The organism is uncultured Ralstonia sp. (assembly GCA_913056305.1).
GTDB lineage: Bacteria > Pseudomonadota > Gammaproteobacteria > Burkholderiales > Burkholderiaceae > Ralstonia.
This window is the reverse complement of record CAJXMR010000124.1, coordinates 1-13,775: the sequence shown is the minus strand read 5'-3', so window position 1 is coordinate 13,775 and position 13,775 is coordinate 1. Positions and strand designations below refer to the sequence as shown.

At 65.8% G+C, this 13,775-nt stretch carries 15 protein-coding genes; 10 read left to right on the top strand and 5 right to left on the bottom strand.

Features of this window, described 5'->3' with window-relative positions; genetic code table 11:
* The 8 genes from hisA to tatC all read left to right on the top strand — a co-directional run.
* On the top strand, positions 1–719 hold a 719-nt coding region (gene hisA, locus QZ609_RS17575), incomplete at its 5' end, for a 1-(5-phosphoribosyl)-5-[(5-phosphoribosylamino)methylideneamino]imidazole-4-carboxamide isomerase (RefSeq protein ID WP_295497492.1).
* Between the two features lie 45 nt (positions 720–764).
* A complete protein-coding gene (hisF, locus tag QZ609_RS17570; RefSeq protein WP_295497491.1) occupies positions 765–1,535 on the top strand; it encodes an imidazole glycerol phosphate synthase subunit HisF in 771 nt (256 codons plus the stop codon).
* 2 nt (positions 1,536–1,537) lie between these two features.
* Entirely contained in the window at positions 1,538–1,954 is a 417-nt protein-coding gene (hisI, locus tag QZ609_RS17565; RefSeq protein WP_295497489.1) for a phosphoribosyl-AMP cyclohydrolase, read from the top strand.
* A complete protein-coding gene (locus tag QZ609_RS17560) occupies positions 1,947–2,321 on the top strand; it encodes a phosphoribosyl-ATP diphosphatase (protein WP_295497487.1) in 375 nt (124 codons plus the stop codon). The genes hisI and QZ609_RS17560 overlap by 8 nt, the downstream gene beginning before the upstream one ends.
* 30 nt (positions 2,322–2,351) lie before the next feature.
* Complete coding sequence (locus tag QZ609_RS17555; RefSeq protein WP_295497485.1) at positions 2,352–2,726, top strand: hypothetical protein; 375 nt, start codon at positions 2,352–2,354, stop codon at positions 2,724–2,726.
* A 72-nt stretch (positions 2,727–2,798) separates the two neighbouring features.
* The gene (gene tatA, locus QZ609_RS17550) at positions 2,799–3,065 is read left to right on the top strand and encodes a Sec-independent protein translocase subunit TatA (RefSeq protein WP_295497483.1); all 267 of its coding nucleotides are present in this window, start codon (positions 2,799–2,801) and stop codon (positions 3,063–3,065) included.
* Positions 3,066–3,077: 12 nt separating this feature from the next.
* Positions 3,078–3,596 carry a Sec-independent protein translocase protein TatB gene (gene tatB, locus QZ609_RS17545; protein WP_295497481.1) on the top strand — a complete coding sequence of 173 codons (519 nt, stop codon included), beginning with the start codon at positions 3,078–3,080 and terminating at the stop codon, positions 3,594–3,596.
* Positions 3,597–3,648: 52 nt separating this feature from the next.
* Positions 3,649–4,458: a twin-arginine translocase subunit TatC gene (gene tatC / locus QZ609_RS17540; protein WP_295497479.1), complete on the top strand. Its 810-nt coding sequence runs from the start codon at positions 3,649–3,651 to the stop codon at positions 4,456–4,458.
* Between the two features lie 71 nt (positions 4,459–4,529).
* Here the strand turns inward: tatC and QZ609_RS17535 are convergent, their stop codons facing one another.
* The 5 genes from QZ609_RS17535 to QZ609_RS17515 all read right to left on the bottom strand — a co-directional run bounded on the left by QZ609_RS17535 (position 4,530) and on the right by QZ609_RS17515 (position 10,959).
* Positions 4,530–5,615, bottom strand: a complete 1,086-nt coding sequence (locus tag QZ609_RS17535) for an ABC transporter ATP-binding protein (RefSeq protein WP_295497477.1) — start codon at positions 5,613–5,615, stop codon at positions 4,530–4,532.
* Complete coding sequence (locus tag QZ609_RS17530; protein WP_295497475.1) at positions 5,608–7,419, bottom strand: iron ABC transporter permease; 1,812 nt, start codon at positions 7,417–7,419, stop codon at positions 5,608–5,610. The genes QZ609_RS17535 and QZ609_RS17530 overlap by 8 nt, the downstream gene beginning before the upstream one ends.
* A gap of 88 nt (positions 7,420–7,507) precedes the next feature.
* Complete coding sequence (locus tag QZ609_RS17525) at positions 7,508–8,608, bottom strand: ABC transporter substrate-binding protein (RefSeq protein WP_295497473.1); 1,101 nt, start codon at positions 8,606–8,608, stop codon at positions 7,508–7,510.
* A 114-nt stretch (positions 8,609–8,722) separates the two neighbouring features.
* Complete coding sequence (locus QZ609_RS17520) at positions 8,723–10,246, bottom strand: sensor histidine kinase (protein ID WP_295497471.1); 1,524 nt, start codon at positions 10,244–10,246, stop codon at positions 8,723–8,725.
* Positions 10,243–10,959: a response regulator gene (locus QZ609_RS17515; protein WP_295497469.1), complete on the bottom strand. Its 717-nt coding sequence runs from the start codon at positions 10,957–10,959 to the stop codon at positions 10,243–10,245. The genes QZ609_RS17520 and QZ609_RS17515 overlap by 4 nt, the downstream gene beginning before the upstream one ends.
* A gap of 93 nt (positions 10,960–11,052) precedes the next feature.
* Here QZ609_RS17515 and QZ609_RS17510 point away from each other — a divergent pair, with 93 nt between their 5' ends.
* A complete protein-coding gene (locus tag QZ609_RS17510; protein ID WP_295497466.1) occupies positions 11,053–12,195 on the top strand; it encodes an ABC transporter substrate-binding protein in 1,143 nt (380 codons plus the stop codon).
* 332 nt (positions 12,196–12,527) lie between these two features.
* Positions 12,528–13,673: a porin gene (locus tag QZ609_RS17505; RefSeq protein WP_295497465.1), complete on the top strand. Its 1,146-nt coding sequence runs from the start codon at positions 12,528–12,530 to the stop codon at positions 13,671–13,673.
* Positions 13,674–13,775: the final 102 nt, after the last annotated feature.

Sequence of the window (13,775 nt, the reverse complement as noted above, 5' to 3'; positions counted from 1 at the left end):
TGAAGGACGGTCAGTGTGTGCGCCTCAAACAAGGCGATATGGATCAAGCCACCGTGTTCTCGGAAGACCCCGCCGCCATGGCGCGACATTGGGTCGACCAGGGCGCCCGCCGCCTGCATCTGGTCGATCTCAATGGCGCCTTCGTGGGCAAGCCGCGCAACGAGGCGGCCATCAAGGCCATCATTGCCGAAGTCGGCGATGAGATTCCGGTGCAGCTCGGTGGCGGCATCCGCGATCTCAGCACCATCGAGCGCTGGCTGGACGACGGTCTGTCGTACGTCATCATCGGCACGGCGGCGGTCAAGGACCCGGGCTTCCTGCGCGATGCGTGCAGCGCGTTTGGCGGCCACATCATCGTCGGGCTCGATGCCCGCGACGGCAAGGTCGCGACCGACGGCTGGAGCAAGCTGACCGGCCACGACGTGCTCGACCTCGCCAAGAAGTACGAGGACTACGGCGTCGAAGCCATCATCTACACCGACATCGGCCGCGACGGCATGTTGCAGGGCATCAACATCGATGCCACCGTCAAGCTTGCCCAGTCGGTGCAGATTCCGGTGATCGCCAGCGGCGGCCTGTCCAACCTGAAGGACATTGACCACCTGTGCGCCGTGGAGAGCGATGGCGTGGAAGGCGTGATCTGCGGTCGCGCGATCTACTCCGGCGACCTCAACTTCCGTGAAGCGCAGACGCACGCAGATAAACTTGGCGCAGCCTGAGCGGCGCCTTTCGGGTACACCGGGTGCAAGGGCAACCGACTCATCATGCTAGCCAAACGAATCATCCCCTGCCTGGACGTGACCAACGGCCGGGTGGTCAAGGGCGTCAACTTCGTCGAATTGCGCGACGCGGGTGACCCCGTTGAAATCGCGCGCCGCTACGACGACCAGGGCGCAGACGAAATCACCTTCCTCGACATCACCGCCACGTCGGACGGGCGCGACCTGATCCTGCACATCATCGAAGCGGTGGCGTCGCAGGTATTCATTCCGCTGACCGTCGGCGGCGGCGTGCGCGCGCTCGAAGACGTGCGCCGCCTGCTCAACGCCGGTGCCGACAAGATCAGCATGAACTCGTCGGCCGTGGCGAATCCGCAGCTCGTGTCGGACGCCAGCGCCCGCCATGGTGCGCAGTGCATCGTGGTGGCCATCGACGCCAAGAAGGTCTCGGCGGAGGGCGAAACGCCGCGCTGGGAAGTCTTCACGCACGGCGGCCGCAAGGGCACCGGGCTGGACGCCGTGGCCTGGGCGCGCGAGATGGCGCAGCGCGGCGCGGGCGAGATCCTGCTCACCAGCATGGACCGCGACGGCACCAAGGCCGGCTTCGACCTGGAACTCACGCGCGCGGTGTCGGACGCGGTGCCGGTGCCGGTCATTGCCTCGGGCGGCGTCGGCAACCTGCAGCACCTGGCCGACGGCGTCAAGCTCGGCCACGCCGACGCGGTGCTGGCCGCCAGTATCTTCCACTACGGCGAACACACGGTTGGCGAGGCCAAGCAGTTCATGGCGCAACAAGGCATTCCGGTACGGATCTGATCATGACCAAGAAGTGGCTGAATAAGGTGCAATGGGACGATCACGGTCTGGTGCCGGTGATCGTGCAGGAGCAGGGCAGCAACGACGTCCTGATGTTCGCCTTCATGAACCGCGAGGCGCTGCAGAAGACCGTCGAGACCGGCGAGGCGGTGTTCTGGTCGCGCTCGCGCAAGCGCCTGTGGCACAAGGGCGAGGAGTCGGGCCACATCCAGCAGGTGCATGAGCTGCGCCTGGACTGCGATGAAGACGTGGTTTTGCTCCGCGTCACACAAGTTGGCGGCATTGCGTGCCACACTGGCCGCCATGCCTGCTTCTTCCAGAAGTTCGAGGGCAGCGCCGAAGACGGCGATTGGCACACGGTCGAACCGGTGCTGAAGGACCCGAACGAGATCTACGCCGACAAATCCGACCATGAGTGACACCCTGCGCCGCTTAGGCGTTGTGCTCGAATCCCGCAAGCTCGCCAACGGCGGCGACCCGGACAAGAGCTACATCGCCCGCCTGTTCAACAAGGGCGACGACGCCATCCTCAAGAAGATCGGTGAGGAGGCCACCGAAACCGTGATGGCCGCCAAGGACGCCCGCGCCGCCGGCATGACCGACGAGGCGGTAGCCAAGGTCGTCTACGAGGTGGCCGACCTGTGGTTCCACACCATGGTGCTGCTGTCGCACTTCAACCTGACGCCCGACGACGTGGTCAACGAACTCGCCCGCCGCGAAGGGCTGTCCGGCCTGGAAGAGAAAGCGTTGCGCAAGTCGCAGGCGCGGGATGCCGCGGGTGAATGAGGCGGTGACGCGTCATCGTAGGGAGGCAGCGTGGACAAATACGGATCGGCAATGATGATGACGGACGACGACGCGGAACGCCTGGCCGGGCTGCGGCGCCTGACCCACATCCTGTATGCGCTGTACGCCATTTATTGGCTCACGCTTGGCTGCACCGCGTTGGTGGCCATCATCATCAACTACGTCAAGCTGGATGACGTGCGCGGCACGTTGTACGAATCGCACTTCCGCTGGCAGATCCGAACGTTCTGGTGGTCCGTATTATGGGGAGGCATCGGCTTCCTGCTGGCGTTCTTCGTGATCGGCTTTGCCGTGCTGTGGGTCCTGGGTATCTGGATGCTGTATCGTATTGTGAAGGGCTGGCTGTATCTGAATGACGGCAAGCCGATGTACGCCAACCAGTAAAATAGTCATCTGGCGCGGCCATCATGGCGCGCGGCGCGGTGCAAGCCGCATTCTGTAACGTGGGAGTAGGTCATGGGTTCCTTTAGCATTTGGCACTGGCTGATCGTGCTGGTGATCATCATGATGGTGTTCGGCACCAAGAAGCTGCGCAACATCGGTTCGGACCTGGGCAGCGCGGTCAAGGGCTTCAAGGAAGGCATGCGCGAAGGCTCGGAAGACAAGCCGGCAGGTTCGCAACAAGCGCAACAATCGCAACAGACCGCCGGCCAGCCGCCGCGCGAGCTGCACGATTCGACGACGATTGACGTCGAAGCGCGCGAAAAGTCCAAGCAGGGCTGACGGCCTGCATCGATGATCGATCTCGGCATCTCCAAGCTGGCGCTGATTGGCGCGGTGGCGCTCGTCGTCATCGGGCCGGAGCGCCTGCCCAAGGTCGCGCGCACCGCCGGTGCGTTGCTCGGCCGGGCGCAGCGCTACATCGCCGACGTGAAGGCGGAGGTCAGCCGCGAAATCGAGCTCGAAGAGCTGCGCAAGATGCGCACCGACTTCGAGGAGGCCGCGCGCAACGTCGAGCAGACCATCCACCAGGAGGTCAGCAAGCACACGTCGGAGATCAACGAGCGCCTGAACGACGCGCTCGGCGATCCGGCATTGCGCCAGACCGCCACCTCCGCGCCCGACTGGCGCCCCGCGCCGGGCAAGTCCCGCAACGGCCGCAATAGCTGGCGCAACAAGCAGCTGTCGATGCCCAAGTGGTATCGCCAGAAGCAGGGCGTGCGCATGTGGGCGCAATCCGGCGCCGCGCGCGTCAAGCGCCACCGCCCGCCCATCGTCGCCGCGCAGTCGCGTGCGCGCTCCTTCTTCGAATGATTCTCCGGGCGCTGCCGTTGCGGCACCCTGACCGTTTCCCTCCCCAGCCGACATGAGTGCCGCCGCTCCGCACGATCCGCAAGATTCGCCCGAGGACGGCGTGCAGGAAACCTTCATCTCGCACCTGGTCGAGCTGCGCGAGCGCATCGTCAAGGCCGGCGCGGGCGTGCTGCTGATCTTCCTGGGCCTGGTCTATTGGGCGCCGGACATCTTCAACCTGTTCTCGCGCCCGCTCATCCAGGCGCTGCCGAAGAACGGCCACATGATCGTCACCGACGTGACCGGCTCGTTCTTCGTGCCGATGAAGGTGACGCTGCTGGCGGCCTTCCTGATCGCGCTGCCGTGGGTGCTGTACCAGATCTGGCGCTTCGTGGCGCCGGGCCTGTATTCGCACGAGAAGCGCATGATCATGCCGCTGGTGGTGAGCAGCTACGTGCTGTTCCTGTGCGGCGTGGCGTTCGCATACTTCCTTGTCTTCCCGACCGTGTTCAAGGTCATGGCGCACTACAACGCGCCGTTGGGCGCGGAGATGTCGACCGACATCGACAAGTACCTCAGCTTTGCCATGACCACGTTCCTGGCCTTCGGCATCACCTTCGAGGTGCCGGTGGTGGTCATGGTGCTGGTGCGCTTTGGCATCGTCAGCCTGGAGAAGCTGCGCCAGGTGCGGCCGTATGTGGTGGTTGGCGCGTTCGTGGTGGCCGCCATCGTCACGCCGCCGGATGTGATGTCGCAGTTGCTGCTGGCGGTGCCGCTGTGGTTGCTGTACGAACTGGGGCTGATCCTGGCGGCGATCTTCCTGCGCAAGACGGCGGCGGCGCCCGATACCGAGGCGGAGCACCTGCCGGCGGTGAAGGACTGATCCCGATCGTCACCGATCGCGCAAAAGAAAAGGCAGCCGAGGCTGCCTTTTCTTTTGCCGGTGCGGCGCGCTTAAGCCGCAAACAACCAGAACTGCTCGCGCGGGAATGTCAGCGCGTACTGGCCATCGCTTGGGGCGCTGCTGGCGTAGGCGCGCAGGCCGGTGCCGCTAGCGTCACTACTGCCGCTGGCGCGGAACAGGCACTCCCAGCGGTCGCCCAGGTACATGCGGGTGGCCAGCGGCAGGTGGATCGTGTTGTCCGCGTCAGGCAGGCCAACCCGCACCTGCTCCAGGCGAATCACGCCATGCGCCGACGCGCCCGGCTTCAGATCACCACGCGCCACACCCCACAGCGACCAGGCGCCAGCCTCGTCCACCAGGCGAGCCATGCCGTCGCGCACCTCGGCGATCTTGCCGTTGACGCGGTTGTTGCTGCCCATGAACTCGGCGGTGAAGAGCGTCTCGGGTGCGCCGTACATCTGCTCGGGCGTGCCTTGCTGCTCGATCACGCCGTTGTTCAGCAGCAGGATGCGGTCCGACATCGCCATCGCTTCGCTCTGGTCGTGGGTGACCATCAGCGCCGAAAGCCCTAAGCGCACGATCAGCTCGCGCAGGAAGGCGCGGGCCTCTTCACGCAGTTTGGCGTCGAGGTTCGAGAGCGGCTCGTCGAGCAGGATCACGGGCGGGTTGTAGACCAGCGCGCGGGCGATCGCCACGCGTTGCTGCTGGCCACCGGAGAGCTGGCTCGGGAAGCGCTCGCCCAGGTGGCCGAGGCCGAGCTGCTGCAGCACGGCCTGCACGCGCTCCTTGATCTCCGCAGACGGCGTCTTGCGCAGCTTGAGCGGGTAGGCGACGTTCTCGGCCACGGTCTTGTGCGGCCACAGCGCGTAGGACTGGAACACCAGGCCCAGGTTGCGCCCTTCGGCCGGCACGTCGAGCTTCTTGGCGCCGTCGAACATGACGCGGTCGCCGATCTGCACGGTGCCCTGGCTGGCCTGTTCGAGGCCGGCGACGGCGCGCAGCAGCGTGGTCTTGCCCGAACCGGACGGGCCCAGCAGCGAGACGACCTCGCCCTTCTGCAGCTGCATCGAGACACCCTTGAGAACCGGGTTGTTGCCGTATTGCAGGTGCAGGTCGTTGACGGTGAGTTCAATCATGGAGTTTCACCCCGAAGCGCAATGCGATGCCGAGGCCCACGGCCACCAGCACAATGTTGACGAAGGACAGCGCGGCGACGATATCGATGGCGCCGCCCGCCCACAGAGAGACCAGCATCGAGCCGATGGTCTCGGTGCCCGGCGAGAGCAGATACACGCCGGTCGAGTACTCACGCTCGAAAATCAGGAAGATCAGCAGCCACGCGCCCAGCAGGCCGTAGCGCGTGAGCGGCACGGTCACGTCGCGGGTGGTGCGGGCGCGGGAGGCGCCGACCGAGCGGGCGGCTTCCTCCAGCTCCGGCCCGACCTGCAGCAGCGCGGCCGAGATCAGGCGCAGGCCATACGCCATCCACACCACCGAGTAGGCGATCCACACGCTGAAGATCGTGCTGCGCAGGTTGCGCAGGCTCGGCACCACGTGCTCGATGATCCAGCCGGCGAAGGGTAGGCTGCTGTCGGTGAGCCCGGTCTCGATCCAGTTCGGCACGAACAGGAACACCCACAGGAACGCCAGACCCGCCAGCAGACCCGGGATCGCGCGCGGCACCAGCACGCTGTAGTCCAGGATGCGCGTCCAGCCGTCCGGCTTGCGGTGCATGGCCAGGCCGATGAACGTATAGCAGGCCACCGCGATGGCGCCGCCGATCACGCCGATCAGTACCGTATTGATGATCGCGCGCAGGAACTGCGGCTGCTCGAAGATCTGGTGGAAGGCTGTGAGCGACACGGCTTCCATGAGCGACACGCCTTCACCCCAGTTCGACACGAAGGCGCGCAGCGCGATGCCCGATAGCGGCACCACCACCGACACAAAGAACCACAGCACCACCAGCGTCCACGCTGGCCAGCGCCACGAGCCCAGCGGCAGCGGGCGGCTGCGCGTGACCTTGCCCTTGACGGTGACGAAGCGGTTGGCCGAGCGCAGCATGTAGCGCTGCAGCAGCACCAGCGGGAAGGTGACCATCACCAGGCAGACCGCCACGGCCGCCATCAGGTGATAGGCCGGCGTGCCGAGCTTGTTGGTCAGCTTGTACAGATACGTCGCCAGTACCAGGTGGCCTTCCGGATCGCCCAGCACCAGCACCAGGCCGAACACCTCGAAGCCCAGGAAGATCACCAGCACCGCTGCGTACAGCAGGGCAGGGCGCACCATCGGCAGGCTCACGTTGAGCGCCACCGACAGCGGCGAGGCACCCGCGATGCGCGCTGCTTCCTCGACGTCCGAGCCCAGGCTGCGCAGCGCCGACGAGACGTACAGGTACACGTGCGGCACGTGCGTCAGGCCCGCGATGATGATGATGCTGGTGAACGAATACACGTTCCAGGGCACGCCACCGAAGACCTGCTTGAACCAGAGCGTGTAGAAGCCGACCGGACCGGCCGACACCACGTAGCCGAAGGCCAGCACCATCGGCGAGATGAACACCGGGATCATCAGCATCGGCTCGATGATGCGGCGGCCCGGCAGGTCGGAGCGCACCATCAGGAAGGCCAGCATGCCGCCCAGCGGCACCGAGATCACCGCCAGGCCAAAGGCCAGCGCGATGGACTTCTCGAATGCATGCCAGAAGTCCGGATCATCGAAGATGAAGCGATAGGCGTCGAGCCCCGCCAGCGCGTCCGGCATGAAGAACGGCGCAGAGAGGAAGCTCTGATAGAAGATCAGCGACAGCGGCGTGAAAATCGCCAGCGCAGTGAGCAGGATGACCACGCCGCGCGGCAAAGCCTGTCCCATGCGCGACAAGATCGAGCGTTGCGGGATGGCTTGCGAAGCGGCGGCACGGTCTTGCGTCAGGGAACGCATGGTGCCTCCAGGAGGGAGGCTGGCGCCAACGGCGGCGGCGCCAGCGGGTCGGTCAGATGAGAGGAGTCGCGATCAGCGGGTCAACCGATCAGCGGCCGGCGGCGGTGCGCCATTGCTTGATGAAGTCCAGGCGCTTCTTCGGCTCCAGGAACGTCAGGATCGACTCGTCCACGGGAATCGGCTTGATCGATGCCCCAAGGATCTTCTTCAGGCCGGCGGCGGTGGCTTCGCCCGTCACGTCGTCACGCAGCGAGTGCAGGTCCGACTTGTTGGCGAGGATGTCCTGGCCGCGCTTGGACAACATGTAGTCCAGCCACAGCTTGGCCGCGTTCGGATGCTGCGCCTTCTTGGCGATCATCGCCACGCGCGACAGCACCAGCGTGTAGTCCTTCGGATAGACGATGCCGATCGACGGGTCCTTCTTGGCGCGCGCCAGCGCATACGAGCCGAGGATGTTGTAGGCCACCAGGTTCTCGCCCGAGGCCACGCGCTCCATCATCGTGCCGGTGGAGGACTGCAGCACCAGGTTCGGGCCCACGGCCTTGATGAAGTCGAAGTAGCCCGGTGCGTCCTGGTTGTCCTGCACGGCCATCATGAAGCCCACGGCGGACTTCTCGATGTCGTAGGTCGTGACCTTGTTCTTGAAGCGCTCCGGTTGGGCTGCGACCAGCTTGGCGAGGTCCGCGTGGGTCTGCGGCACTTCGCTGTCCTTCACCAGGCGCTTGTTGTACAGGAACACGGCCGGCTCATAGGTGGTGCCGTAGGCCAGGCCCTTGAAGATCGCCCACTTCGGCAGGCTGGCCGATTCGGGCGACTGGTAGGTCATCGCGTAGGTCTGCGCCAGCTTGAGCTGCGAGTCCATCGACGAGTTCCACATCATGTCAGCCGAGGCGCCGCCGGCGGCCTGCTCGCTGATGAAGCGGTTGTACAGCTCGCTGCTGTTCATGTCGTTGTACTCGACCTTCACGCCGGGGTAGAGCGACTCGAAGTCCTTGATGAGCGGGTCGGCAGCCTTGGTGTCGGTGGTCGCGTAGACCACCACCTTGCCTTCCTTCTTGGCGGCGGCGATGGTGTCGGCGTAGCTGGCCGGATAACCGGCGGGGACTTGGGCGAAGGCGGCGCTGCTCAGGACGAGCGCGGCAGCGGCAACAGCGGCGTACACGGGAACAATGCGGGGGCCACGAAGCATGGGTTTGTCTCCTGGTTGCTTGTGATGGTGTGGGGTCGGCCGCTTATGTGCGGCTTCAAGACGGATGACCCCAGGTGCGGCGGATTATAGAAATCGCGCGCTTTCGTCACGCTTTCATTGCAACTGCTGCGTTGCAGCATGCTCGGCGGGTGCGTAAGACGCCGCCAGTGGCACGCGGATGCGCGCGGAAAGTCCCACGCCGCCCTGGTCATTGGGCTCACCATCGGCCAGTTCGACCTGTCCGCCGCTGCGTCCCGCATAGGCGCGCGCGATGGCCAGCCCCAGGCCGGAACCTTCGGCGGCGTAGCGTGCATCCTTGGGAGCGGCCTTGGGTTTGCCCACACGGGAGCCGCCTTCGTGCGCGCGGCGGAAGCGCTGGAACGCGTGGGCGCGCTCATCTGCGCTCATGCCGGGGCCGGTGTCGTCCACGCAGACCAGCGCGGTGTCGCCGTCCACCACCGCCCGCACCGTGATGCGGCCTCCCACCGGGGTGTAGCGGATCGCGTTGTGCACGAGGTTCGACAGCGCCTCGCGCAGGAAGGCGGGATAGCCGTTGACGGGCAGGGGCGCGAATTCCCCATCGCCGTCCCAGCCGAGGTCCTGCTGCTTTTCGCGCGCCAGCGGCAGGGCGTCGACCATCACGTCGCGCGCCAGCTCCCCCAGGTCGAAGGCCTCGGCGGGCGCGTCCTGGGCGGCATGGCGCGCGCGGGCCAGCGCCAGCAGCTGCGTGGTCAGCCGGTTGGTCGACTGCAGCCGCGCGATGATGGCGGCGAGGCTTTCGCGCACGCGCACCGGATCGGTCTCGCGCAGCGCGTATTCGGCTTGTGTCAGCAGCACCGCCAGCGGCGTGCGCAGCTGGTGCGAGGCATCGGCCAGGAACTGGCTCTGCGCTTCGGCCAGCTCGGCGTAGCGATGGATGTGGTGGTTGATCGCTTGCACCAGCGGCCGCACTTCGGTGGGCACGTCGGTGGCATCGAGCGGGCGCAGGTCGTCGGACGCGCGCACGGCGATGCTGCGCGCCAGCCGGTTGAGCGGGCGCAGCGCCAGCGTCACGCCCAGCCACAGCAGCGCCACGCTCACCGCCACCAGCGCCGCGTCGCGCACCAGCGTGCCGCGCCACACCGCCTGCTGCAGCGCGCGCCGCGTCTCGATGGTCTCCGCGACCTGGATCACGATGCGCTCGGGCAGCCCCGGCTGGTACAGCGGCTTGGCCACGGCCGCGATGCGCACCGCCTCGCCGTGGTAGAGCGCGTCGTAGAAGCGCGGCGCGTCATTGTCCAGCTTGGCCGTAGGCAGCGGCAGATCGTCGTAGCCGGTGAGGGCGGGCTCGGCCGGTGCGCCCGCGCCGCGGTCGAAGGCGACGCGGTAGTACACGTTGCTCTGCGCGGTCGATTCGAACATCGACAGCGCCACGTACGGCACGTTGACCTGCACCTGCCCGCGCTCGATGGTCACGCCGTTCTCGATCGCGCGCACCGAGCCCAGCAGCGCGCGGTCATAGGCGCGGTCGGTGGCGCCGCGCAGCGCCTGGTACGCCGACAGGATGTCGATCGCCAGCACGCCGACCAATCCCGGCAGCAGCAGCCACAGCAGCGTCAGCTTGAGGCTGTGCGGCAGGAGGGACCAGCCTCGCGTCATGGGGTGGCCACGTCGTCCGAGTTGCCCGTGGCTTGCGCGCTGTCGCCGGCGCCGGCCTCGAGCAGATAGCCCAGGCCGCGCACGGTGACGATCTGCACGCCGGAGCCGGCCAGCTTCTTGCGCAGGCGGTGCACCACCACTTCCACCGCGTCCGGACTGGAGTCGCTGTCCAGGTTGAAGACCTTGTCGAACAGGTGCACCTTGTTGATCGGCTGCCCGGCCTTATGCAGCAGCGCGGACAGCGCGGCATGCTCGCGCGGTGTGAGTGAAAGCGGCTCGCCCGCCAACAGGAAGGCCTTGCGTCCGGTGTCGAACTCCAGCGGCCCGCAGCGCAGACGCGGGAACGCCCGCCCGCGGCTGCGGCGGATCAGCGCCATCAGCCGCGCCTCCAGCTCCGACAGCGCGAACGGCTTGGTGAGGAAATCGTCGGCGCCGGCGTTCAAGCCGCGCACGCGCTCATCGAGCGCGCCCTGGGCGGTGAGGATCAGCACTGGCGTGCGGTCGTCGCGCGCACGCATGTCGGCCAGCACGGCAAAGCCGTCCTTGCGCGGCAGGCGCAGGTCCAGTACCACCGCGTCGAACTCGCCCGCCGCCAGGAAGGCCTCCGCCGCCACGCCGTCCGCCGCGCGCTCAACCACGAAGCCGCTTTGCGCCAGCGCGCGCCCCAGCCACGCGGCCAATTCCTCCTCGTCCTCCACCAGCAAGATCCGCATCGGGTGTCTCTCAATATCGTCTTGTGTGCTTTTTCATGATAATGCCTGCGCCGCACACCACGATTTCCGACCCATCCGCCGCGGCCCATCTGCATGTCGTTCCTACCGTATTCCCGACGCCGTTGGTTGTGCCAGTCTGCCGCGCTGCTTGCCGCGAGCGGTCTCGCGTCCGCTGAAAGCGGTGCGCAGTGGCTCGGCCGCCCGGCACCGGAGTTGCCGTCGTACTACCCGCGCGATTACGGCGCGATGGTCGATGCCGCCCGCCGCGAAGGTCGCGTCACGGTGTACTCCACCACCGACTTTGCCGCAGCGCATCCGCTGCTCCGCGCGTTCGAGGCGCGTTATCCCGGCATCACCATCGACTACCGCGAGCAGAACAGCGACGACCTCTATCGCCGCTTCCTCGCCGAGCTCGCCACCAACACCCCCGGCGCCGACGTGGTCTGGAGCTCGGCCATGCCCGAGCAGTTCAAGCTGGTCAATGACGGCCACGCACTGCCCTATGCGTCACCTGAGCGGCCCTACCTGCCGGCCTGGGCCATCTGGAAGAACGAGGCTTACGGCACCAGCTACGAGCCGGTCGTGTTCGTCTACAACGCGCGCCAGCTGCCGCCCGAGTTGATCCCCTCCACCCACGCTGATTTCGCCCGCATCCTCACCACGCACCGCGATGTGCTGCGTGGCCGCGTCGCCTCGTATGACATCGAGCACTCCGGCTCGGCCTTCCTGTTTGCCGCCGAAGACGCGCGCACCACGCCGGTGTTCTGGGACGTCGCCCGCGCGCTGGGTGAAGCCAACGTCAATCTCTATATCACCACCGCCGCGATGCTCGAGCGCGTCGCCTCCGGCGAAAGCCTGCTCGCCTACAACGTGATCGGCTCGTATGCCGCGCGCTATGCCGACCGCAACCCGGCGCTGGCCATCAAGATGCCGTCGGACTACACGCTGGTCGCCACGCGCGTCGCCTTCATTGCGCGGCGCAGCGCGCATCCCAATGCGGCACGCCTGTGGTTGGACTTCGTGCTCTCGCGCGAGGGGCAGAGCGTGATGGCCAACCGTGCCTTCCTCTTCTCATTGCGTCAGGACGTGGAGACCGGCCTGACGGCCAAGCGTCTCCTGGCCGAGCTGGGCAACACGCACCGACCGATCGCAGTGGGCCCGGGTTTACTCGCCCATCAAGATCAGCTGCGCCGTGCCGATTTCCTTAAACGATGGCACGCCGCGCTCGGCCGTTAAAAGTGATGCATTAATTGCTTTTATGCGCCGCGTGGCTGAAAGGCGACAATCCGGCACTGCTTCGGATGGTCGACAAAGTGCTCCAGCAGGAGCGCCAAAATCGCCCGCCAACCCCCGCGCCACCGCCATCGAACCCGGCCGCGACCCCCGTCGGAGGGGGCCTCGCGCGTGTTGCCCATGAGCAACAACTTGCCCGCAAATCGGCCCGCAGAGCCAAAAAGGGTTTTCAGAATCTGTCAACGCTGGCCCATAATGCGGGAAGACGTGAGGTTCCTGCGTCGTCCATAAGGACAGTCAAGATTTCCCAATCAGTTGACAAGGAAAGTGTCGATATGAAAATGAAACTGTTTGCAGCTGCTGTTGCAGCTCTGGCCGCCGGTGGCGCCTACGCACAATCGTCCGTGACCCTGTACGGTGTGGTTGACACCGGCGTGGAGTGGGTTAACAAGTCACCGGTTGGTGCAACCTCGTCGAACCCGGCTGGTACGTCGGGCAGCTCGCGCGTTGCAATGCAATCGGGCAACCTGTCGGGCTCGCGCTGGGGTCTGCGTGGCGTTGAAGACCTGGGCGGTGGCCTGAAGGGCATCTTCAACCTGGAAAGCGGCTTCAACCTGAACAACGGCGCGTCGGCTCAAGGCCGTCGCCTGTTCGGCCGTAACGCCTACGTTGGTCTGCAAGGCCAGTGGGGCCAGCTGACCCTGGGTCGTCAGCAATCGCCGTTCTATGACTTCGGCCTGATCTATGATCCGATGGCCATCTCCACGCGCTATTCGATCACCTCGCAAGACCAGTTCTTTGCTCAGCGTACTGACAACTCCGTCAAGTACGTCGGCACGTTTGGTGGTCTGGGTGTTTCCGCTCTGTACTCGTTCAACAACAACGGCAGCTCGCAAGCTGGCGCTGTGCAGAACGGCCGTGAGTGGAGCCTGGGTGCGAACTATGCTCAAGGCCCGTTCGGCGTCGGCGTGGTGTATGACAAGACGAACACGCAAGACTCGGCCACGACTGGCTTCAACGAGCAACGCGCCACGATCGGCGGCACGTACGCCGTCGGCCCGGCCAAGCTGTACGCTGGCTACCGCTGGTACAAGGCCAACTTCCCGGTCGTGACCGGCAACGGCAACCTGCGTTCGAACCTGTACTGGCTGGGTGCTGGCTACCAAGCTACGCCGGCTCTGACGCTGACGGGCGCTGCTTACTACCAGCAGTTCAAGAACAGCAGCACGGGTAACCCGTGGCTGTTCGTCGTGTCGAGCGACTACGCTCTGTCGAAGCGCACCGACGCCTACTTCAACGTTGCTTACGCCAAGAACAGCAGCGGTTCGGCCCTGGGCGTTGCTGGCTTCAACAACGTCGCTGGCACCGGTACGGTGAACGGCAGCGAACTGAGCGGCACCAACGGTTCGCAAGTGTTCTCGGGTCCGGGCAACACCAACAACCAGCTGGGCGCTGTGGTTGGTATTCGCCACAAGTTCTAATTTGACGCGCTCGTAAGGGCGCATCGAATTAAACGCTTAAACGCCGGTCCCGAAAGGGATCGGCGTTTTTCTTTGGGCTTTGGATTGCGCTGGCTAGGGAGG

Coding starts and splice junctions, on each gene's coding strand:
- hisF (WP_295497491.1), top strand. CDS start 765: ATGCTAGCCAAACGAATCATCCCCTGCCTGGACGTGACCAACGGCCGG.
- hisI (WP_295497489.1), top strand. CDS start 1,538: ATGACCAAGAAGTGGCTGAATAAGGTGCAATGGGACGATCACGGTCTG.
- QZ609_RS17560 (WP_295497487.1), top strand. CDS start 1,947: ATGAGTGACACCCTGCGCCGCTTAGGCGTTGTGCTCGAATCCCGCAAG.
- tatA (WP_295497483.1), top strand. CDS start 2,799: ATGGGTTCCTTTAGCATTTGGCACTGGCTGATCGTGCTGGTGATCATC.
- tatB (WP_295497481.1), top strand. CDS start 3,078: ATGATCGATCTCGGCATCTCCAAGCTGGCGCTGATTGGCGCGGTGGCG.
- tatC (WP_295497479.1), top strand. CDS start 3,649: ATGAGTGCCGCCGCTCCGCACGATCCGCAAGATTCGCCCGAGGACGGC.
- QZ609_RS17535 (WP_295497477.1), bottom strand. CDS start 5,615: ATGATTGAACTCACCGTCAACGACCTGCACCTGCAATACGGCAACAAC.
- QZ609_RS17530 (WP_295497475.1), bottom strand. CDS start 7,419: ATGCGTTCCCTGACGCAAGACCGTGCCGCCGCTTCGCAAGCCATCCCG.
- QZ609_RS17525 (WP_295497473.1), bottom strand. CDS start 8,608: ATGCTTCGTGGCCCCCGCATTGTTCCCGTGTACGCCGCTGTTGCCGCT.
- QZ609_RS17520 (WP_295497471.1), bottom strand. CDS start 10,246: ATGACGCGAGGCTGGTCCCTCCTGCCGCACAGCCTCAAGCTGACGCTG.
- QZ609_RS17515 (WP_295497469.1), bottom strand. CDS start 10,959: ATGCGGATCTTGCTGGTGGAGGACGAGGAGGAATTGGCCGCGTGGCTG.
- QZ609_RS17510 (WP_295497466.1), top strand. CDS start 11,053: ATGTCGTTCCTACCGTATTCCCGACGCCGTTGGTTGTGCCAGTCTGCC.
- QZ609_RS17505 (WP_295497465.1), top strand. CDS start 12,528: ATGAAAATGAAACTGTTTGCAGCTGCTGTTGCAGCTCTGGCCGCCGGT.